The following is a 22,019-nucleotide window of genomic DNA, read 5'->3' on the forward strand; positions in this document are numbered from 1 at the left end:
TACCACGAAGGCGACGAATGGATGCTACGGCGTAGTCGTTGGGGCAGCGACGGCTGCGCTGCCATCGGGTGTCTATGGGACAATCGCGGGTGACACGCGCCGCGACCTTCCTGGTGTGCAGATGGTGTTGTCAACGGTCGCCCGTAAGTGAACAATAAACCGGCGACAGACGGAACGTATTCTCCTTATCCTTCCCCATTTGGGGAAACGTCCCGTCTGGAAGCTGTGAAGAAATGGCTTTCTGGCCCCATGTTTCTATGTTTCCCAGTGCCGGAGGCACAACATGTGAAAGCCCAGGACAAAGTCCTGGGTGCGATTGGTTTTAAACATGAGTCCCGCAGGGACGATACCTCCGCGAACGTAGGATTCAACAGAGCCACAATCCAAATCGCGGAAAACGGGAGTCCATCGTCCGTAACCGTCGCTTTCAACGGTGCCGTCCCTCCGGGACTCGAACTTTTTTTGTTGCTGACCCAAGACTTTGTCCTGGGTTTTCACCGGGGCCCCCAGCAAGCGCCGCTGTTGCGGTTACTGGGGTGGACGCATGCCGTGCCTCCGGCACTGAATCCACGACAAGAGGTGTATGCCGACTAGATCCCATCAGGAAATAGCGCGGTCAGGTTTCCCGCACTTCTCCGGCCTCCCGGATTCGTCCAGCGCAACCACTTCACCATCGAACACAGCCTCTTTGAGCTTCAGCCATTTCAACGCCTCCGCAATCTGCGGATATTTCGCTGTGTAGTTGAGGCCAGACATGGAATGCAGCACCGTCGTGTTGCCGTCGATTACCGCAATCACGCGGTACCCGTCCTGCTTGGGTTCATAGACCCACTGCTCGCCCTCCGGCAGCTTGGCGACGCGCTGACACTCCATTGGTTCAATGAATCGGGGACGCGGCTTCGGATGCAACCCAACACGCTGAACCATCTCTCGCGATTATGAGGGTGTTTTCCTGCTTGCTGTTGCCGTTGTTTTGGCTGGAAGCTGAGTGCCGAGTGCCGACTGCAGCTTTTCTTGTGTTGCCATTGCCGTTCGCAGTTAGCTAGCAGCTCAGCAGCTTAGAGGCTTAGCAGCTTGCTCACAGCCGAAAGCCGACTGCCGATTGCCGCTCTTCTCAGACGTATCGAGCGCGAGGAAGAGGGTATCTGAAGGTGCGGTGCGAGCGGCTTTGTGGGAGGGGCACCGTCAGGAAGCAAAACGGCGGATCGGGTTGTCCCCATGCGTTATTCGTTTTTCGTGTTGCAAAACGCCTTTACGATTTCGTAATGCCTGCTGACTCAGGTAATGCAAATTCCTTCCAGAAAACTGGCATGAAACAGGCAGAATTCCGCCAGTTATTTTCAATTTTGTAAGAAGTTGCTATACGCAGTAATTCGAGCAACGTTACCACAGTCGCAGCTGCTAAGATGCCCCGGATTGCTATTCGTTCCCTTGGGCCCCTCGGCAGTCATCGCGACGATTTGCAGCTCGCGCCACAGCTGCATTTAAAAAGGAAACCTTAAAACACTTTGACTCGGCTCTGAAGGTAGCAAGTCGGTCTGCGCGAAACAGGTGTGATCGGCGCTTGCTTCCGAGCGGACGGTCCAACTCCACGTGCGAACGCAATTCTAGCTTTTAAGGAGACTTGAGCGATGCTCAACATCTGTCGATTTCACTGTGAGCGATGCAACAAGGAGACGCATTTTATGCCCATTTATCGGGTTCTCGCCATGACAGGAGTAAGCTGGTCCACGATCTATTACTGGATGAGTAAACAATGGGTGCACTGGATGACGCTTCCGAGTGGGAGAAAACTTCTCTGCGTGGAGTCCCTGCATCAGTCGGGCAGTGCGTCCTCAAAAGCTCTGTCCAAAGGAGCCGCTGCGTAGAGAATCCTCCAAAAATATCCGAACGTGTACGAAAGTGTCGGACGCGGTAGGTTGAAGGATTAGCTTACTCCGCAGTATCGTTTGCTGCGTGATTCTTAGTAAAACAGATTTCGATCAGGGGTGTTTCAATGAAACTCTCAACAAAGCTTGAGGTAGCCGCGAATGTTGCAACCATTGTACTGGCCTCGGTAGCTTGTTTCGTGTTTATCAGAGGAAGCTTTAACTCCCCTCCCCGAGCAGCCCAGTCATCTCTTGCGCGAACACAGAGTCAGGTCGGCGCGAACCTAGCACATTCTTCTCTCCCTGTTGATTGGAGAGCCAACGATCGGACCCTAATTCTGGGGATGCAAACGACCTGTCACTTTTGTACAGATAGTGCTCCGTTTTTCAAAAGATTGTCCGCAGCTGCTTCGGGAAATGTGAAACTCGTTGCAGTGTTACCACAAACTGTGAATGACTCCAGAGCTTATCTAACTAAGTTGGGTGTGCATGTTGACGATGTCGTGCAAGAGCAACTTTCAACAGTAGGCATATCTGGTACACCTACGCTCCTTCTTGTGGATAAAAACGGTGTAGTTAAGAATGTGTGGGTAGGCAAATTACCGCCTGAACGAGAAGCTGAAGTGCTATCAGTCATCCAGAATAGAGCAGACTCCAAAAAAGCGAAGATGACGATGTTCAAGCATTCCCCAATCGGCTGACTACGTGATCGGAGTAGGATATGAAAGCTGGCACCTGAGATGACCGATTTGGAACCCTGTTCGTCAGCTAATGTGAAGCGAGAATGAGACTGGAGTGCTGGATGCGATAAGGGGAGCCTTAAAGCCGAGCCCGATCAATAGGTAGGTGGACCATCAGCCACAGCGACCAAAGATGAGAGGACGAAAACATGATGTATAGATTGATGATTGCTACAAGACTGCTGACTTATTTTCTTTGTGTTATGGCGGCTTCGCTAGCAGCCCAACAGGCCTCTCCTGAGCAGAACTCCGCTGTACTAAGGCGCCAACGGGAAATTCAAGCCGCTCACGTTCCCGGATCGAAAACCGTCCGCTTAGAGCGTTACACACGAGATGATCCGGTTCGTGTAGTCGGGATCATGGAAGACGGTCGGGATATTTCCGCAACCCCGCCGTTCAGACCAACGGATGGTAAACCGTTCTTGCCGAATGACAGTGAAAACTGGATTAAGGACATCAAAGTCGTAATCAAAAATGTGTCAAATAAGAAAATCGTTGGCGGAAGTATTCTACTCTTATTTCCGGAAACGATCACCGCCGAGCACCCAGGAGTTGCCCAGTCAATTACGCTTGGACAAAGGCCAGAGCACTATTCTCCGATCGCGAGGCACACCGTTAAAGGGTCATCTGATACTCCTCCTTTAAGCCTTCTCCCAGGTGAAGAATTGACAGTTTCAGTCGAGCCGTATTACGCCTCGCTAAAAGGGGCTCTCGCAGCCAAGGGCCCAGTATCAACAATTAGCAGCTGCATGGTTAAACTCAGCTTTTTCTACTTCGCTGATGGAACGAGATGGGCCCCTAACAATTTCCAGAAGCTTGGTTCTGACGGCAAATACACGAATATTAGCGTGGATGAGTTCCGATCGACTACGAGTGCGGATTAGGGCCACGTGCTTTCGCAATGCGGGAATAAGATCTACGAAGAGGTTTACCGATGCGTTCACTCTTGTTGCTACTCAGAGCTACTACAATTCTGGTTTTGGCGGTCGTTTTGTTTATGCATCCTAGGACTGTATATGGGCAATTTGGTAATTGCGAAACCTTTAACACCGACCAAACATGCTGCAGTGATAATCAAAGCTCTTGTACTCTTCCCAACAATTGTGCAGACTTTATCATAACTGGTAACGGGACCGGTACCAAGACACCTCAACCATTTAGTGTTTCCTGCACAGCGGAGAGTACTTGTGGTTCGCCTTGTCCGAGCTGCCAGGATTTGAGCGGCTTTATCGCAGTTGACAACGGCAATTGTTGTGCAAGCGGAGGCGACGCCTGCAACACGTCAAGCGACTGTTGTTCCCCCATGATTTGTTCGAGCGGCCAGTGTCTGGCATGTGCTCCGGAAGGAAGGTCATGTACGGCGGACTCCGATTGCTGCCAGTCCTCAGACGTTTGTCGTAACGGGACCTGTAGTGCACCTTGCCAAGTTTTCCCTTCGAATTGCGCGGATTGGGACGCCACGAATTGCATCTGTAATTCCTGCCCCGACACTTCCTATTGTCCCCAGGATCCGTACACCGAATTTCCTGCTGATCCGTGCTCGTCTGGAGGAACTGATAAGAACGGCTGCCCAGACGGCGCGGTTGACGACGGTGCGTGCTGCTATTGGCAGGGTAGCCCAATAATCATCGATACTGACGGCAGCGGGTTCTGCCTCGGTGATGTAGCACATGGCGTCAGCTTTGATTTCTTTGCAACCGGTACGCCTGTCCGCGTTTCGTGGACCGATCTCGGCTGCAGTAATGCATGGTTGGTACTTGACCGGAACGGGAATGGCGAGATTGACAGCGCTAAAGAGATGTTTGGCGATACTACTGATCAACCGCCATCGTCGAATCCGAACGGGTTTCTTGCACTCGCAGAATTCGACAAAACCGAAAACGGCGGCAACGACGATGGAGTGATTGACGCGCGCGATGTTGTATACACGAGACTGCGCCTATGGATCGATCGTAATCACAACGGCATTTCCGAGTCCGATGAACTCTCCACACTTCCGCAGCTTAACGTATCTTCAATTGACTTAAAGTATCAAGAGCACAAGTGGAAGGATGGATACGGTAACATGTTTCGATTCAGATCTAAGGTGGATGACGCTGCGCATAGCTCTACCAGCCGCTGGGCATATGACGTTTTCCTGCATTTCGCCAACGGAAGCAAATCGCGTTGAGGAAGCTACGGACAAATCGCCGGAACCGGGGGGAGAAATCGGGGACATCCTAAGAGCCTGTCGGAGATAGATTTTCTGGAACGAAGAATCAACAACTTACACGAAAGCCGCTGTCTGTAGGTTGTTGATTCCTGGTTCGGGAATCATTTACCGCGACAGGCTTTCAGGCTGTCGCACTTTGTTGAGGTTGTCCCGCTTTGTTGTTTCCTGGCTATTGAGGGCGAGTTGTAGGTTTTGAATCAGAATCGAGAATCTGAACTTCCGGCGCAGAGTATGCGGCGACGTCAATCAGATGATTCAGACAGATCAGCTTGTGGTGCTGAATCTCGCCTAGATGCCCGCCAGTGTCCTTAGCGATGTGATCAAGGAAGTGCGATTTGCTGTAACGTCGGAGTATTGTGCCGGTGTACGATTCGTCGCTGTACCCATCTCTTGCGTTGGAACCCACCAGCTCTTCAGTAACCAAAAATGCGACGTAGTGCCTCCAATACAGCTCGAATTTGCGACAGCCCTCGATTGATTCGATTGGACGCGCATCAGCGATGATGTGCTGCAGCTCGGGAAGTTGCGCCTGTGGGACAGCGAACTCATTTGCGACGGCTTCCTCGACGACCAACCTCAGTGAATTGTCCTTCGGCTCGTAAAGCTCGCGAAGATAAATGTACTTCACCGAGTTGAGTCGCTCGATGGCTTGGCGGTCTGACACTCAAACAGTTTATAAAACGGAGAGCCCGTCACCCTCTTTCATTGCCGTCTTTTGGTTTCGCCCTTGGTTTCCTGGCAGATCAGGGTGTGCCGCTTAATAATTTTCGAGTCCGCTCCCCCTCACCTCACAATTAGGGCTCATTCATGCGCAACTCGATTCTTGCTGGTACTCTCACCTTCATTCTCATTCTTCAACCACTGGCGCTGGCTCAGGAAAAGCCGTCTTCGCGGCTCGTCACGAACCCTGAACAAGTCGCGAACCCTGAACAAAAAGGAGCGACGGACGTCAATCCGATCGCTCCTGGTTTTGGTTTTGAATTTTCCGGGTTTGCGTTTCGTCTAAGCGGCTTTCACTTCTACTCTGTTTGCTTTCGTTGTTGTGGCTTTGGGTAAGGTGATGTGGAGCACGCCGTCTTGCACGCTTGCTGTCACTCTATCGGGATTCACTTTCGTGGGAAGGTTCAACACTCGGAAGAGCTGGTTCTTCTGCGTTTCGCTGTAGATCGTTCTACCCGCCGATCTCTGCTTGCTCTTTTCTGCCTCTCCGCGGATCAAGAGTCGCGTTGGCTCGACTCTGACTTCCAGATCCTTTGGCGTAAAACCAGGCACTTCAGCCCGCACGGTCAGTGTTTCATCATTGTCGGCAATTTCGACCGGAACCGGCTGTAGTATCTCTGATTCGGCGCGCAGCCAATCGTCGAAGTGCTGTCCGTGGGTGTATCCGCGCTGCGCAAATAGTTCATAGGCGCGATTTGAGATCTCGCTATAAAGCTCTGTCAAAGTGTGATCGAAGGTGCTGGTCGGCTCTGGCATGGTGATGACGGTGGGACTCGCTGCGGGAGCGAATGCCGCTTGACCTTTCATTTTTGGCTTCTCCTTTTCTGGAACCCTGGGTTGGGTCGGTTAAATGTGACTTTCTGGAAATAGGCTTTCGACGAGGGTTTGTCCGGCTGCAACTCGAATTGGAGATCTGTTGCAGTAAGACAGGAAGAAATGGATGCCAACACTCTAGGACCAAAGCAGAGCTGGTTCAATGTCACGGGCTGTATGCATGCCAACGAGGACTGTTGAGCTGCGAGCAAGTCGGCTAGTGGCTTCCGGCTAAAGCAAAGGCAACACCGTTGAAGCTACTAGCTGCAAGCTTCCAGCCAAAAACAACGGCAAATGCAAAGGCAAAAGCGCCATCGGCATTCGGCTCTCGGCTAAAGCAAAAGCAACACACGACACGGGATCGCTCCGGCCTCCCCGGCAACTCGTTTTCGTTGCTGGGGTGGTCGCACGGATGCTCACGGATTACACGGGGAAAAGGGAGGAAGCGTCGACAAAACGTCTTCGCGGGGGCAAGTGTTTCGTGTGTGCAGAAATCCGTACAAAAATTAAAAAGGAAGCTGCTGAGCTCCTAAGCTGCCAGCTGCTGGCTAACCCGCAAGCCAACAGCAAAGGCAAAACAACCCACGAGTCGCGAAGCTACGGAGCTGAACGGCGACGGCAAAAATCATTGAAGTAGCAACTCCTTCAACGCTGCTGTGCTCAGAAGGGGCTGGCGAACTTCGGGTCACTCAGGAACGCGTTGTCCGTCAGAGTATTCAAGAAATTGATGAGGTCTTGTTTGTCCGTAGATGACAGGTTCAGCTTTCGAACGGTGCCATCTGAGTTTTTAAGAAGCGGGTCGAGGTCAGGATTGTTCTGTACGCCGTTGTCGTAAAAGTCGATCACCGAGCTCAATCCCTCGAAACGGCCGTCGTGCATGAACCATATTCTTGCGCCGACATTGCGCAGCGACGGCGCCTTGAACTTTCCCGAGCCGGCGCCGACATCTTGGGTCACCAGGTCCAGGCCAATGTTGTGGATTGTGTCACTCACGTGTCCGCCGGTGGTGTGGCACTGCGCGCAGCCCAGGCTGGTAAACAGCGCTTGACCGTGCTGCTCTGAGGCATTGAACACAGCAGCGAAGTTCGGATTGCCGTTCGTGCCTGCTGCGAATGCCTGGTCGAACTTCGACTGGTAGCTGACCATAGAACGTATGAACTGCGCCAGCGCCGACGATATGCGATCGGGCGTGATGTCGGGCGTGCCGAATGCAGCCTGGAACAAGCCAGGATAGTAGGTGGTCTGCGCCATTTTCGGTATCAGCGTGGAAAGACTGTTGCCCATCTCAATGGAGTTTTGAATCGGCTGCAAGACCTGTTCTTCGAGCGTGGCGGCGCGCTCGTCGGAGAAGAAATGTCCGCGCTGGTAGAACTTGGCGTTGGAAAGGCCCATACTGCGGCGCGTCGTCAGGCCGCCTTGAAAGCCGACACTCAGCTGGTTGGGATCTGCGAATCCGTCCTGCTGTTGATGGCATGAACCGCACGACGTTGTGTTGTTGGCCGAGAGGAACTTGTCATAGAACAATACACGGCCGAGCGTCGCGCCGGCATTGGTGATCGGATTCGTGGCAGGCGTATTGTCAGTGCCCGCAAGGTTGCCGGCCGGTGAATTGGGATTCTTGTAGTGCTGCGGAAGGTTCGTGACCGCATAGCCCACGTAGTCGAACATGACGTTCGGCAGATTGGGTGGAGGCGGGAACGGTAGGACCACCGAGAAGCCTTGCGATTCAGTGGCATTGATGTTTGGGTTCCGGACCGAGACGATCACGGTGCTGGAGGCTGTCTGGGAGCCTCCTCCGAGTGTGAATGCTATGACGCCGGGCGCGGTGAGCGTGCCGCCGAAATCAACTGAACAGCACAAAATGCCTGGGCCCTGTGGCTGGATGATCGCGATTGCGCCGGGAATGAAATTGCTGCCGGTAATGGTGAATGTGACCAGGCCGCTTCGTTGCGTCACACTCACGCTTGCGATCGACGGTGTCGGCACTTCGCTTACAAGTTGCACGCTAAGATTCGCGCTCAAGGACGGCGACGCTGATTGCACCGCGCCGATAGTCACGGTCCGGGCAAAGGGCAAGATGGTTGGGGCCGTGTAGCGGCCCGATGAGTCAATCGTACCGAAGGCGGCACTTCCACCGTTGACACCGTTCACCGACCACTGGACGACGGCCGTGGTGCCGTCTGACAACACAGCGGTGAAAACGCTCGTGGTTCCTGCACGCACGCTAGTCGCTCCTTGCACAGTCATGGTGAGCACGGGAGCGGGCGGGGGTGGTGGAGGAGGTGGCGGGGGCGCAGGTTGTTGGGTTGAATTGACCGCAGGCGCCGCTGAAGCGGCACCTGATGCGCCGCACCCGGCAAGCGCAGCCGCAAACAAAAACATCGCGGCCAGGTAGCACCAGGTGAGAAACAGATTTTGTGAAAAACCTGCGCGATCAACAAAAAGAAAGAGGGGGCCCGAGTTCAAGGAATTGTACTTCCTATCCGCAGGGGAACTCTGAATACGAATATCTCTGATTCAGAGCTCCGGCGGCAGGATGTACTAAGAAAAGACGCGGGCTGAAGTTCGGTCCTTTGTTTTTCTTGGCTGACTTGTCGGCACGATCGTGGCAAGGTTCGCTGGTGATTCCCGAAAAGGAAAACAAGCTGCTAAGCTTCTAAGCTGCTGAGCTAGAAACCGGCTATCAGCATGCGGCATTCGGCTAAGCCAAAAGCAATACACGGCACGGATCACACGGAGATCGGCAAAAACGTGTTCGCAGGAGCAAGTGCTTCGTGTGTGCTGAAATTCGTACAAAAATTAAAAAGGAAGCTGCTGAGCTCCTAAGCTGCCAGCTGCTGGCTAACCCGCAAGCCAACAGCAAAGGCAAAACAACCCACGAGTCGCGAAGCTACGGAGCCACGAAGCTGAACGGCAACAGCAAGAAATCATTGCGGTAGCAACTTCGACAATGATGTTGCGCTCAGAACACGTCGGCGAACTTCGGATCGTTCAGGAACGTGTTGTCCGTCAGAGTATTCAAGAAATTGACTAGGTCTTGTTCGTCCGAAAATGACAGATTCAGCCTGCGCACCGTTCCATCTGAGTTGCGAAGCAGCGGGTCCAGGTCAGGATTATCCTGCACGCCGTTGTTGTAAAAGTCGATCACCTGCTGCAATGCCCCAAAGCGGCCGTCGTGCATGAACCATATTCTTGCGCCGACGTTGCGCAGTGACGGCGCCTTGAACTTTCCCGAGCCGGCACCGGCATCTTGGGTCACCAGGTCCAGGCCAATGTTGTGGATTGTGTCACTCACGTGTCCGCCGGTGGTGTGACACTGTGCGCAGCCCAGGCTGGTGAACAGCGCTTGACCGTGCTGCTCTGAGGCAGTGAACACAGCGGCGAAGTTCGGATTGCCGTTTGTGCCTGCTGCGAATGCCTGGTCGAACTTCGACTGGTAGCTGACCATGGAGCGTATGAACTGCGCCAGCGCGAATGACATGCGATCGGGCGTGATGTCGGGCGTGCCGAATGCCGCCTGGAAGAGGCCCGGATAGTAGGTGGTCTGCGCCATTTTTGGTATCAGCGTGGAAAGACTGTTGCCCATCTCAATGGGATCTTGGATCGGCTGCAAGACCTGGTCTTCGAGCGTGGCGGCGCGCTCGTCCGAGAAGAAATGTCCGCGCTGGTAGTACTTGGCGTTGGAAAGGGTCATACTGCGTCGCTTTGTCAGGCCGCCTTGAAAGCCGACGCTCAACTGGTTGATATCTCCGAATCCGAGCTGCTGTTGATGGCATGAACCGCACGAGGTGGTGTTGTTGGCCGAGAGCAGCCTGTCATAGAACAGGACACGGCCGAGCGTCGCGCCGGCATTCGTGATCGGATTCGTGGCAGGCGTATTGTCGGTGCCCGCAAGGTTCCCTGCCGGCGAATTGGGATCTTTGTAGTGCGGCGGAAGATTGGTGACCGCATAGCCCACGTAGTCGAACATGACGTTCGGCAGATTGGGTGGCGGCGGGAACGGTATGTCCACGGAGACGCCTTGGGATTGCGTGTTGTTCGGATTCCGGACGGTGACGCTCACGGTGCTGGAGGCCGTCGCGGAGCGTCCTGGGATTGTGGCTACGATGGCGCCGGCCGCATTGAGCCCGCCAACCTGTATGTCTGAACAGCACAAAATGCCCGGACCCTGTGGGTGGATGATCCCGGTCACGCCCGGCAGGAAATTGCTTCCAGTAATCGTGAATGTGATTTGGTCGAGGCCAAAGTTGGTGTGTTGCGTGACAGTCACGCTTGCGATCGACGGTGCCGGCGGGGGTGGCGGAGGAGGTGGGGTTCGAGTAACTGCAGTCTCCGGTGAAGCGGATGATCCGCCGCCGCATCCGGCAATCGCCACCACAACTAAAAAGATCGCGGCCAGGCAGCACCACGCGAAAAACAAATTTTGGGGAAAGCCTGCGCGCTCAACAAAGGGATCGAGGGGGTCGGCGTTCATGTACCCGTACTCCTATCCGCAGGGGAACTCTGAATACGAACAACTCTGATTCAGAGTTGCTGCTCTGGGATGTACAGGCAAAGACTTTGTTTTTTCTTGCCTGACTGGTGGGCACGGATGATGACAATGTGCGCTGGTGATTCCCGAAAAGGAAAACAAGCTGCTAAGCCGCGAGGCTTCTAAGCTGCTGAGCTAAGAGAAACCGGCTATCAGCATTCGGCACTCGGCTAAGCCAAAAGCAACACACGCCACGGATCACACGGGATTGCGCGGATGCTACGGATCACACGGAGACGGCAAAAACGTGTTCGCAGGAGCAAGTGCTTCGTGTGTGCGGAAATCCGGACAAAAATTAGAGCCAGATCGCCAAAACATGCCGGAAATCTGCATTTCTATCTGGCAGGCAAGCATGCACACGCTGCGGCTGTGCGGTAAAACGTACAAAAATTAGAAAACAAGCCGCAAAGCCGCAGCGCTGCGCAGCGAGTGCCATAGGCAGATGACAGCTCAGCGTGGAATCCACGACTCTCAGTGCCGGAGGCACGGAAGATGACAGCCCAGGGCGGACCTGCCGTTGGGGAGCCCTGGGATGGGAAACCGAACAAAATCAAATTCCTCTCTGCCGAGGGCGCGCGCGCAGCATCGCGGAGCGCTAAAAAAAATGGGCTTCTTTTATGGCTCCGCGCTGTCGCGCTCCGGGATAGCCTGCGGCAGGGTGGAATTGATTCCTTCCGCTGTTATCCACGGTTCCGCGATTCGCTTCACCCTGAGCTATCATCTGCCGTGCCGCCGGCACTCACGTTCCGATTTGCAGTTCCGCAATTATGCGACGCTTAGGCGGAGGCCTCTAGAGGCCTTCACGAAAACTCATTCCACCGCTTGGGATAGTAGAGAGTACAGGGGATTAGATACAGAATCGTGGTCCAGATCATCCCCCGCCAGAAGAAGGATGACTGAAGAAGCCAGAAGAGGTCCATGTGATGCGTTGCGAGACTATGCTCCATCAGCCACGCAAAATTGGCGTATGCCTCCAGAGCTATCAGATAAAAAAGAACGAGACCATAGCGTCGTTTATGACTGAGGCCGCGCCAAACGATGAGGCACACGACGCACAGAATCCAGTCAAAGTATCTTTGCCAGCCCCGAACGTCATATGCAACAAGGTATAGAGCGACGGCTGTAGGCAATGCCAGCCACGCTTGAAACTTTCCCCAAAGATACGGTTGTCTCGCAACGCGCTTCGCAGCGGCAGTAGAAATATCTTGTCCCATGGACCGTCTGAGTCCTGAGCGTGTGAGCATAACTCAATCTCATCCCACGCGAGAAGCGATCCGATTGCCCCAGGCCGCGGGACGGCATGCGTGAAAATCGGCAGAGCCTTGAAAATGGGAAGAAAGCTTGTCCTTATTGCGGAAGTCTATAAGGCGCAAGCTCGACAATTTCACCCCTGGTTGAGAAGCACGCGCCACGAACCCGGCTTGGTGCTGCTCGATGTCCAGGAGCACCGTGAGTTGTTCGCCGCAGCGGGTTTTTCCCACATTGAAATCACAACGCAACCGGAAAAGGTTGGATCTGTGTGTTGGGGACCAGGGCATCCGTCGTATAAAGCGAAGCCCACGAAGCCGCAAAGCTCAGATGTCTTTATTAAGATTAAGCAGCCGGTCATACGCCTGATCATCTACTGCACACCGATCTTTTTTAATCAGGGGTACCGTTGTGTGTCCGCAAAAATCTACGGGGCTGGTTTTACTGTTGCGATTTCGCTTGACTTTCGCCCTGTTTCGTCATAGCACAGAAGTAGAGGAGAACCAGCTACCAGCTACCAGCTACCAGCTACCAGCTACTGGCTACTGGCTACTGGCTGAAGTAAAGGCAAAGGCCAGATCACAAGCTGCTGAGCTTCTAGACTCTGAGCGGCTAGGTTAGGCGCAAAAAGTAGCAGCAAAACAAATGGCGATGATGAAGCAAAGAGTACGAGAATCCATTGGCTGTATGACGGTTGCTGGGGTAACGCCATGGAAGCTCGGGGTTACCGTGTGGAAAAGTCGGCGTTACCCCGTGGAAATTTCGGGGTTACCCCGTGCACAATTCGGCGTTACCCCAGGTGCTCGCTGTCGCCAAACTTCGCGTGTATGTACTTCATTGTTTGAGCGTTATCGATGGTCACAAGCTGCGGAGCTGCGAAGCCACAGAGCCACAAAGCGAACGGCTCAGAAAAGCGTAATTACTAAATAGTAATAAACAAGATGTCGGTACTTCGAATTTTCGGAATACAAGATATTGGGTACAAAATTGGGAAAAGTACGAAAAAACCAGGCTAAGTCTTTTGAAAGATGTATTTTGGCGAAAAAGGGGGAGGGGGGAGGGTAGAACGGCGTAGAAAAGGAGCAAAACAAAACCAACACGGATAGCACAGATCAGACGGAGTTGGAAAGCTCTTACGAATGTTCCGGAACGGCTAAGCATGCGCCGGACTGTTCGCGTTAGTCTCGTCTCGCTGCCTCGATGGCGGAGACGTCGATCTTTTTCATCGTCATCATCGCAGCGAAGGCGCGCTTGGCTTCACCGCCGCCGGCGGAAAGTGCATCGGTGAGGGCGCGCGGCGTGATCTGCCACGAGAGTCCCCAGCGGTCCTTGCACCAGCCGCACGCGCTTTCCTGGCCGCCATTGCCGACGATCGCGTTCCAGTAGCGGTCGGTCTCTTCCTGAGTGTCGGTCGCGATCTGGAAGGAGAAGGCTTCGTTGTGCTTGAATGCTGGTCCGCCGTTGAGTCCGAGACAGGGAATGCCCACGACCGTGAACTCCACGGTCAGGACATCGCCCTTCTTACCGCTGGGATAATCGCCGGGCGCGTTGTGAACGGCGGTGACCTTGCTGTCGGGGAAAGTGGCGGCGTAGAAGCGCGCCGCTTCAAGGGCGTCTTTGTCGAACCAGAGGCAGATTGTGTTCTTTGGCTTCATTCAGTTCGTCCGTGCGCTCGATAGGGTGAACGCTGTGGTTTTTCTTTGGTCCTTGTGCGCGTGCACAGGTGATGCTGTGCGGGCGCTCGAAATCCTCATCACGCGTGCTCCCCTTCCCCATCATATCGCTGGCGGGGGATCGATCAGATCATTCATGAGAGAGAGGCAATTAGCTAGAGAAGTGCACAATGAAGTTCCAAACTAGTGTGAGCCGGAATTACGGCTGATCCATGTCTTTACCACGCGATAGCTGCGCTGCAGGGCATTGCTGGTTTTTCTTTTGGCCGTTTCGAGCCCGTTATCTGTTTGTCCTTGAGCCAGTTCGAGACTGCCGAACGTGGTGTTGCTCACTGCGATGGTTCTCTGCATTCCTGGAGTACTGGAAGAAATTCGCACCGGACCTGTTGCTGGAATCGTCTGCAACTGCGCCATGACATTTTGGTTGAAGTCCGACGACATTTTTGCGGCGAGCGGCCAGAGGGACGATGACGAACTCGTCCATACTGCTCCACTCAGGGGCGCTCCCGGCTCACCTAAGTTGACTATCGGCAGGACCGGAGCGCTGCGCGCAGCGCGACAGGAATCGCCGCCGCATCCGCCGTTGCACAGCTCGCCACTGAAGTACGACGCGTGCTTTCCCGCGGATATCCAAACCGCGGGTCCTTTATTAAGTGCGTGCAGTTCTGCGGCGTGGGCAAACATGCTGCGCTCGCAAACTGTCTGTTCATGCGCAGCTGCGTACCAATACTGCGCTTGCCATGAGCCGTCTTTCTGCCTGGCGATCAGTGCTGAGACATGCTCGACGTCTCCTGGATGACCATGGCGACCACAGTCTCGTGACCAAAGGTGGAAATAGTGCAACTCCACCTCGCCTTGCGCGTGAGGTGTCGCTTGACCGTAAATCGTGCCATTGCGCGCGAGCACACGAGGCAGAGCTACTCCGGAAGAAATCTCTGCTGGAAGGACGTCGCATTCGTCGTTGCTGATCATGAATGAAGGACGGAACTGTTCCAGCAGCACGGCTTCGAGTGCGTCGGCCATGCCGTCATGATCGTTATCGACAGAAGCCGTCTGAGCGGAAGCCAGAGGGAGCAGGAATAAGAAGATGAGGGCGAGCCGAATGCGGGCTTTGTCCATTGAGATGAACGCCGATTATATCTGTCGTCGGGATCGCCGCAGGTGAAAGATATGAAAGAAGCTTCGGAAGGCCTATGGGTCCTATGTCGTGTGCGCGCCGGCACCCATGTCCAGTTCAGCTGCGCATCCGGCTCACGAGTTCATGCATGCGGCTTGCGGCAAATGTCACGATCATCTAAAGCGGTTGTCAAAAGACGATCGCCCGTTGCCGCTCCATCCAGCTTTGTTATTCGTATCTCAGAGCAATCATCGGATCCACGGACGCTGCCCGGCGCGCCGGCAGGTAGCAAGCCAGGAACGCAATGATCGAGAGGACAATGAGGACCGCGCCGAATGTGAGCGGATCGGTCGGAGTGACTTGGAACAGAAGCTTCTGTATGAATCGGCTTCCGGCCAATGCGGCAGCTGTACCGATTCCGGCGCCTATCAGGCACAGCCTCATCCCTTGCTTTACAACCAAGGTTAGAACGTCTGCCGAGCTCGCTCCCAGCGCCATGCGTAACCCGATTTCCTGCGTGCGTTGGGTCACCGAATAGCTGATTACGCCGTAAGTTCCAATTGCGGTCAGCACCAGCGCTAAAGCCGCGAAGCTGATCATCAGAATCATTACGAACCTGTCCGATGAGAGATCACGTTCGATGAGGTACTCGACGGTGCGAATCTTCCATACCGGTTGATCGGGATCGACTTTCCAGATCGATTGCCGCAGCGCGTCGGCCAGTGACATTGGATCGACTGCTGTCCGCAATACCAGCGTGGAAAAAATTTGCCGGTCATTTTGCGCCGTGGGGAAGTACATCGCTGGACCGGGCTGGTCGCGCAGGCTGAAATACTTGTTGTCGCTTACGACGCCGATGATGGTTGCGTCGAAGTTGTCGTCGACCACATGCACTCTGCTGCCCAGAACATTGCCTTTCGGCCAATACTGCCTTGCGAAGGTCCGGTTCACAACGACCACTTTGGGAGACTGTTGCGTATCGCCTTCATCAAACGAGCGCCCTTGGAGGACAGGGAGTCCAATGGTGGTGAAGTATTCAGGGCTGGCATAGTTGACGCTAGCCTGAGGCTCGCGACCTTTTTCCGGAGTCGGCCGTCCTGGAATGGAAAACTTTGTGTCGTCGAAATTCCCGCTGAAAGGCAGTGCCTGTACCGACGCAGCCGAGATTACGCCTGGAATCTGGCGCGCGTTCTCGACCACCTGCTTGTGAAAATTCAACTGCTCGGCGAGCCTCGGATACTTGTTGCGCGGCAGCCGGTACTCCGCCGTAAGCAGGTTGCGGGAATCGAATCCGGGATCTACGTGCACGAGAGTGCGGAAACTCTTGATCAGCAGTCCCGCTCCTACCAGCAACACGACCGAAATTGCCACTTGCGAGATCACGAACGCACTGCGTAATCGCGTGCTGCCGGCGCTTTCGGTGCCGCGTCCGCCCGCTGAAGCGAGCGCGTTGCGTAGGTCGGGATTGGAGCTTTGCCAGGCCGGCAGCAGTCCGAAGAATATTCCGGTCAGCACCGAAACTACCGCCGTGAAGGCAAGCACGCGAACATCGAGCGGTGGAGCGGTGCTCAGCGGCAGAGCCGTAGCGCTCAACCTGACCACCAATGCGGTGCACCACTTCGCCAGTAGCAATCCTATAACGCCACCGGTCAGGGAGAGGAGCAAAGCTTCGGCAAGGAGCTGCCGAACCAGGTCTGCACGCGAAGCGCCGAGAGCGATGCGAACCGCGATCTCCTTGGTGCGGGCAAGGCTGCGGGCCAGCAGAAGGTTCGCGATATTCGATGCCCCAATCAGCAGAATCAGCCCGACTGCGCCAAGCAGTACAAGCAATGACGTGCGCACCCCTGCAGAGTTCATCTCGGCTGCGCCAGTGAGCTCAATATGAATGTCCTTGCTGAACTCCGGATACTCCGCGCCAATTCTCTGCGCGATCACATTCAGTTGCTCGCGCGCTTCCGCCCGACCGATGCCTGAATGGATGCGTCCAACGACGAGCTGTGCTTTAGCACCGCGATCCAGCTTGTAATTGGGGTAGTGCTGAATGGGAAGCCACACACTCACGTCGCTAATGGGAAAGACGAAATTTTCGGGAAGCACTCCCACCACGGTGAACGATTCGCCGTTGAGCGTGAGCTTGCGGCCGAGGATATCCGGATCGGAGCCGAAGCGACTCTTCCACGCGCCATTGCTGATAACGACAACAGGCTCAGAGCCGGGCTGATCTTCACCGGCGACGAATGTTCGTCCACGCTGCGCCGATACCTGGAGGACTCCACTGAAGAAATTGGCGGAGACAAATCCTCCGATCACTCGATCCGGGTGCTCCTGGCCGGTGAGGTTTACGCTTTGTGAGATCCATGCTGAGAGCGCGTCGAATGCATGTTGCTGCTGGCGATAGTCTTCTAGATTGGGCAGAGAAATCGCCAGTCCGCCGAACGCGCTGGAGCCTTGCTTCGGCTTTTCTCGCACGAAGACGATCTGACCGGGATCGCGAAACGGCAGCGTCTGCAAAAGCACCGCATTCACAATCGTGAACATCGATGTGTTCGCGCCGATGCCCAGCGTGAGAGTCAGGAGGGCAATTGCCGTAAACCCAGGACTCTTGCGCAACCGGCGGAAGCCGTAGCGAACGTCATTCAGAAGTGTGTCCATAGCAGTTGAATAGACGCAAAGAAAGAAAATCTGTACGGCGACCAATTATGGACTGCACTGGATTGCCCAATGCAGCCGTTGGAATCTCCTTCACAACACAGTAGCAGAAGCTACTGTGGAGTTACATGCATTGTCCATCGCGGGCATTCGATGTACGGATCGACCTTTGAAAATGTTTGAGTTTCAACCCTTGCGGATCTCGATACTGCCGTGATCTGTCGTGAGCTGCAGCTTCGATCCGCCCTTGCCGACGTTGCCTTCGGCTACCTGATCATCGCCGCTTCTGGTGACACTCAGAGGAAAGTCGCTGTCGAAATCGCCGCGGCTGCTGCGGGCATCGACCGTGTAGTTTGAATTTTCAGGCAGGACCACATGAATTGCGCCCTGCTGATTGCTCACCTTGATGTCTCCCAACGGCGACTTCGGGTGCAGCTCGACTTCACCATGGCTGTTCTCGACCGTGATCGCACCGGAAACGTCCTCGAGGCGAATGTCCTTGGCGCGCGTGCGCACCTGGAAGGACCCCGAAGCCGAGGTAACGCGAAGATCGCCGGAATCCATCTCCAGGTCGCCGGCAAGCTTGCCCAATTCCAAATCGGTACGCGTGCTGTGGAAGGTCACCGATTTCCCTATATGAGACAAACGCGTGTCGCCAAAGAATTCGCCTTCAAGCAGCGCGACTCCGGAGATATCGCTCAGAGTGACGTCATCGGCGCGGCCGTCGAGGTGGACATCGCCGGTCACCTGGCTGACTTGTACATCGCCTTTGTGCGTGGTGACGTCGACGTTCCCTTTCACGTCGCTTACCTGGATGTCTCCATGGGTGGTACTGACTTTGACATTTCCATCGCGCGCGGAGAGGTTCACATCTCCGTGCGCGGCGTTGATCTGAATCGGAGCCTTGCGCGGCGCCCAGATTTCGAGATCGCTGACGATGCGCGGTCCCATAACGAAACCGACCTGCACGTGCGGAGCATGTTCGCCGGAATCAAGGCGCAGCGTGTTGCCGTCCACGGTCATCGTTGGCTTCTGCTGATCGTTGTATTTGTTGGCCGCGTCCTGCGAATCGGCGGAGATGTGCCGATGGACGACCAGCTTCACCGGATCGTTCGGATTATCCGTGGCATGGACCGTGACAGCGCCGTGATCGGACTCGACATCGATCGATCCATTGGCCGGCAGTGGCTGCGAGAGCTCCTGCGTGAATTCGTATTTCGTGCCGAAGACGCCATCCCACCCGGGATTCACGTCAACGTTGTCGTTGATCGCCTGCCAGTTCCAATGCCGCGCAGAGGAGGCTGAAACGCCGATCAGCACGAGCAGGACCAGTAAGAACACAGCTCCGCCTCCAAATCGCGGAGCCGGCCCGCCCTGGCTGCGAGCTACTGCATACTCGATGATCCGGATCAGGCCGAACAGAATCAGCAGCGCCGGCCACCACGTAGCAAAAAACCATCCAATGCGCGCGCCACTGACTACGTGCATGTTGGCGAGCAGGAACATCACACCGATAGCAATCAGAATGATCGGTCCCGCAATCGAGCGCCGTCGATAGCGGCGGTAATAGCGTGGGTCGTACTGATACGGCGGTGGAGGCGTCTGCGGACTAGCCACGGTTCACCTCCGAGTTCGGGGGATTCCCCTCAATCGTTGGTCCGGAAGGAGAAACGCCGGTCTTTCTCGCGATATCTTGATCCATTCGACGCTGGATGTCATTGCGAATCCGATCCTCGAAATATCCCGGTGGATAATAGGGCGTCGGTTGCACGTGTCCCATATCGGGAGCCGATCGCTGGGCGATCTTTACCAGGCCAATCACGATCAGCAGGATAGGAAACGTGCGTCCGAACGGCGCTACATGCAACTGCTCCAGCAGGAACAGAACACCAATCGTAATCAGAATCGCCGGACCCATCATCCAGTAGGCCATGCAGCGCGGGCAGTGGCAATTGCGATTGCGGACGTAGTAGTCGCCATATCCGTCATTGAACATCGCTAGCTGCCTCCGTGCGTCGTTCCCATGCGACGCATCGCCAGCCATACTCCCAGGATGATCAGCACGATGGGCCAGAATTCTGCGGTCCAGCGGAACGAGAGGACGCCGAGGTTGTCGAGCAGCAACAACACGCCGAGTGCGATCAGAATCACTGCGCCGAGAGGCAATCCCATCGGCCCGCACGAGCGCGAGAGATTCAGCGGATCTTGAGCGTAAGGCTGGTTCGCCTGCGCGGAAGCTGCATTCGGATCCACAACTCCGGGGTTAACCTCTGGCGATCCTGGCATTACTCCCGACACCGGCGCACCTGGCGCAGCTCCTGCTGCGGCCGCTGCAGCAACCGGCTGGTGCGCCGAAGTTCCCAATCCGAAACTGCCCAGTAAAGCGTTCAGGCCGAGATGATCGGGAAGCGGCAAGCCAAGCATGCGAGCCTTCGCCGTCGTGTAGGCGTCAAAGACCATGTAGAAGATCCACACGGCAACCAGCCATCCCAACCAATCGGCTCGATCTGCCAAGTGGCAGAGAATGGCAAAGATGAAGACGTGAACGAATCCCTTGGCGAACTGCCCGTTGTAGAAAGCTCCAACTCCGGGAATAAAACCCAGCACAGCCGCGAGTCCGGGACTAGCTCCACTCGGCGCAGGCGGATAAACCGCGTTGGGCGCGTTGGCTGCTGCGGCGGGAATCGTGCCTTCAAGGCGCGCGGCGAGGCAATCCTGACAATAGATCACGCCCCGGACGTCGCGCTGGCAGCTTTGGCAAAGCGCTTTCCCACAAGTACGGCAGTAGGCGGTTGCCACCTGGTCTGTGTGAACGGCGCAGGTCATGCGAGTACGCTCCTCATGGAATTACCGCTCGGGTACAAACCGCGGGAGAGCTCGGTGCTGCTGAAAAGTTCAGCCTTGCTGATAATTGTGTCCGCGTCAATGGCTTTTGTGACCCATCCGCTACCGCGGACGGTACTGATTGAAGCGGCACGTGTTTCTCTGGTACTGCCCTGTTTCAACTCGTTGGTACTCCGTTTCGCTACCAGCACGTTCTGTCGTTCCATGCTGTAGTAATTCTGCTTGCGATCTCGATTCTTCTCGTTTTCGGTCTTATCGCGATTAGGACGCTGCTGCTGCTGACTTTCATCACCGCTGCCGGCGAGCCGCTTCAGCTCCTGTAGCTGTAATTGAACTTCGTAAACGGTCCGGAGGCTGTAGTAGTACTTAATCACACGATTGCTGGCTTCGGTGTACTTCATCGTCGCTGAATGGCGAATTGCACTGGGACGAAGGTCAATGTGACGCAGATCGTTCAACCGCACTCCCGCCACATCGAGCGAGAGCATGATCGAGAAGATGGCCATTGCAGTAGTCATGGCAATGCGCGGCTCGCGGATCAGCGGACGGAACGGCGCTGCTACATCGGCGACGAAGGTGCGAACGCGTTCTTTCCATCCCAATTTGGGAGCATTGGCCAGAGCTGTTGCCGTCTGCATCGAAGTGGCGGCGAGAATGTTGTGCAGCAGATTCGCCGGAGGCGCTACTTCGGGCAGAACATCCAGCCAATTCATTCCGGCAGAGGTCTCGGCGAACAGCGGACCACAAGTGGCACACGTCTCGCGATGCGTATCGAAGCGCCGCTGCGACGCCGGAGTGAGCACGCCGTCGAGCGCGTCGCTCAGCAGAGCGTCGAACTCAGAGCAGGTGAGCGCTCGTTCCGTGTTCCCGAATTGGCTGTTCCGTTCCACTTCTTTATATGGCCTGTTTATTAGTACGCGATAAAACCCTTGCCAGTTCCGCCCGTCCGCGGTTGATGCGGGACTTCACCGTGCCCTCCGGCACCTTCAGCGTGAGGGCGATATCTTTATAATCCATGTCCTGTAAGTCGCGCAGAATCACCGCCTCCCGCAGGTCTGGCGACACCTTCTGCAGCGCCTGTTGGACCATCTTCTGGGTCTCCTTGCTGGCTAGCCGGGCGTCGGGCGAGGGGGCGCGGTCTTCGATTTTCTCGGACAGCGTTGGCGCGTCCTCGTCCGCCGCCGGAGCGGCGTCCATCGAGTCCGTCAGGCGCTCCTGCCGGGTACGGCGGAAGTGGTCGACCAGCATGTTGCGGGTCAGAGTCGTCAGCCAAGTGTTGAAGGAGCCTTTCTCCGGCTCGTAGCTCGACATCGTTCGATAAAGGCGGATGAAGACCTCCTGCGTCAGATCTTCAGCGTCGCTCCCGGATCCCGTAAACCTGTAGCAAATGTTGTAGATACGCCGATTCTGCTGGCGAACGAGTTCCTCCCAGGCGCCGGCATCGCCTGAGATGCAGCGCCGAACCAAAGCCGCAGTGAGCGCGTTCTCTTCCAACCGGTTCTGGCTTCCTCCACGTGGGCCCTGGATCACAGCCGACCGCGGCTGCGGGACTGGCGTGATCACCATAGGGTGACGCAGTGCAGGAGAAGGCACAGCGGCCAGCA

The 22,019-nt window shown here is 55.5% G+C and carries 18 protein-coding genes; 4 read left to right on the forward strand and 14 right to left on the reverse strand.

What is annotated here, in order from left to right:
• Window positions 1-600: 600 nt before the first annotated feature.
• A complete protein-coding gene (locus VFU50_20900; GenBank protein ID HEU5235328.1) occupies window positions 601-873 on the reverse strand; it encodes a hypothetical protein in 273 nt (90 codons plus the stop codon).
• A 1,123-nt stretch (window positions 874-1,996) separates the two neighbouring features.
• Between VFU50_20900 and VFU50_20905 the strand changes: the two genes are divergently transcribed.
• From VFU50_20905 to VFU50_20915, 3 genes are all read left to right on the forward strand, one after another.
• Window positions 1,997-2,569 (forward strand): hypothetical protein, encoded by a 573-nt coding sequence (locus VFU50_20905; GenBank protein ID HEU5235329.1) that lies wholly within the window; start codon window positions 1,997-1,999, stop codon window positions 2,567-2,569.
• A 188-nt stretch (window positions 2,570-2,757) separates the two neighbouring features.
• Entirely contained in the window at window positions 2,758-3,492 is a 735-nt protein-coding gene (locus VFU50_20910) for a hypothetical protein (protein HEU5235330.1), read from the forward strand.
• A 914-nt stretch (window positions 3,493-4,406) separates the two neighbouring features.
• Window positions 4,407-4,778: a hypothetical protein gene (locus VFU50_20915; protein HEU5235331.1), complete on the forward strand. Its 372-nt coding sequence runs from the start codon at window positions 4,407-4,409 to the stop codon at window positions 4,776-4,778.
• Between the two features lie 211 nt (window positions 4,779-4,989).
• Here VFU50_20915 and VFU50_20920 read toward each other — a convergent pair whose 3' ends face one another.
• From VFU50_20920 to VFU50_20940, 5 genes are all read right to left on the reverse strand, one after another.
• Window positions 4,990-5,484: a hypothetical protein gene (locus tag VFU50_20920; protein ID HEU5235332.1), complete on the reverse strand. Its 495-nt coding sequence runs from the start codon at window positions 5,482-5,484 to the stop codon at window positions 4,990-4,992.
• A gap of 338 nt (window positions 5,485-5,822) precedes the next feature.
• Window positions 5,823-6,347, reverse strand: a complete 525-nt coding sequence (locus tag VFU50_20925; GenBank protein ID HEU5235333.1) for an Hsp20 family protein — start codon at window positions 6,345-6,347, stop codon at window positions 5,823-5,825.
• A gap of 666 nt (window positions 6,348-7,013) precedes the next feature.
• On the reverse strand, window positions 7,014-8,600 hold the full coding sequence (locus tag VFU50_20930) for a cytochrome c peroxidase (GenBank protein ID HEU5235334.1): 1,587 nt from the start codon (window positions 8,598-8,600) through the stop codon (window positions 7,014-7,016).
• 715 nt (window positions 8,601-9,315) lie between these two features.
• The gene (locus VFU50_20935; GenBank protein HEU5235335.1) at window positions 9,316-10,827 is read right to left on the reverse strand and encodes a cytochrome c peroxidase; all 1,512 of its coding nucleotides are present in this window, start codon (window positions 10,825-10,827) and stop codon (window positions 9,316-9,318) included.
• Window positions 10,828-11,684: 857 nt separating this feature from the next.
• A complete protein-coding gene (locus tag VFU50_20940; GenBank protein ID HEU5235336.1) occupies window positions 11,685-12,098 on the reverse strand; it encodes a hypothetical protein in 414 nt (137 codons plus the stop codon).
• A gap of 90 nt (window positions 12,099-12,188) precedes the next feature.
• On the opposite strand from VFU50_20940, the gene VFU50_20945 reads away from it, so the two are divergent.
• Entirely contained in the window at window positions 12,189-12,617 is a 429-nt protein-coding gene (locus tag VFU50_20945; protein ID HEU5235337.1) for a hypothetical protein, read from the forward strand.
• 693 nt (window positions 12,618-13,310) lie between these two features.
• Here the strand turns inward: VFU50_20945 and VFU50_20950 are convergent.
• The 8 genes from VFU50_20950 to VFU50_20985 all read right to left on the reverse strand — a co-directional run bounded on the left by VFU50_20950 (window position 13,311) and on the right by VFU50_20985 (window position 21,909).
• Window positions 13,311-13,787, reverse strand: a complete 477-nt coding sequence (locus VFU50_20950) for a VOC family protein (protein ID HEU5235338.1) — start codon at window positions 13,785-13,787, stop codon at window positions 13,311-13,313.
• A gap of 201 nt (window positions 13,788-13,988) precedes the next feature.
• Window positions 13,989-14,924 (reverse strand): hypothetical protein, encoded by a 936-nt coding sequence (locus VFU50_20955; GenBank protein ID HEU5235339.1) that lies wholly within the window; start codon window positions 14,922-14,924, stop codon window positions 13,989-13,991.
• Between the two features lie 226 nt (window positions 14,925-15,150).
• A complete protein-coding gene (locus VFU50_20960) occupies window positions 15,151-17,574 on the reverse strand; it encodes an ABC transporter permease (GenBank protein HEU5235340.1) in 2,424 nt (807 codons plus the stop codon).
• A gap of 183 nt (window positions 17,575-17,757) precedes the next feature.
• Window positions 17,758-19,188: a DUF4097 family beta strand repeat-containing protein gene (locus VFU50_20965; protein HEU5235341.1), complete on the reverse strand. Its 1,431-nt coding sequence runs from the start codon at window positions 19,186-19,188 to the stop codon at window positions 17,758-17,760.
• Complete coding sequence (locus tag VFU50_20970) at window positions 19,181-19,567, reverse strand: DUF5668 domain-containing protein (GenBank protein ID HEU5235342.1); 387 nt, start codon at window positions 19,565-19,567, stop codon at window positions 19,181-19,183. Before VFU50_20970 ends, VFU50_20965 begins: the two co-directional genes overlap by 8 nt.
• Window positions 19,568-19,569: 2 nt before the next feature.
• On the reverse strand, window positions 19,570-20,397 hold the full coding sequence (locus tag VFU50_20975) for a B-box zinc finger protein (GenBank protein HEU5235343.1): 828 nt from the start codon (window positions 20,395-20,397) through the stop codon (window positions 19,570-19,572).
• Entirely contained in the window at window positions 20,394-21,305 is a 912-nt protein-coding gene (locus VFU50_20980) for a zf-HC2 domain-containing protein (GenBank protein ID HEU5235344.1), read from the reverse strand. The genes VFU50_20975 and VFU50_20980 overlap by 4 nt, the downstream gene beginning before the upstream one ends.
• A gap of 4 nt (window positions 21,306-21,309) precedes the next feature.
• Complete coding sequence (locus VFU50_20985) at window positions 21,310-21,909, reverse strand: sigma-70 family RNA polymerase sigma factor (GenBank protein HEU5235345.1); 600 nt, start codon at window positions 21,907-21,909, stop codon at window positions 21,310-21,312.
• Window positions 21,910-22,019 lie beyond the last annotated feature (110 nt).

The organism is Terriglobales bacterium, from assembly GCA_035764005.1.
GTDB lineage: Bacteria > Acidobacteriota > Terriglobia > Terriglobales > Acidobacteriaceae > Gp1-AA112.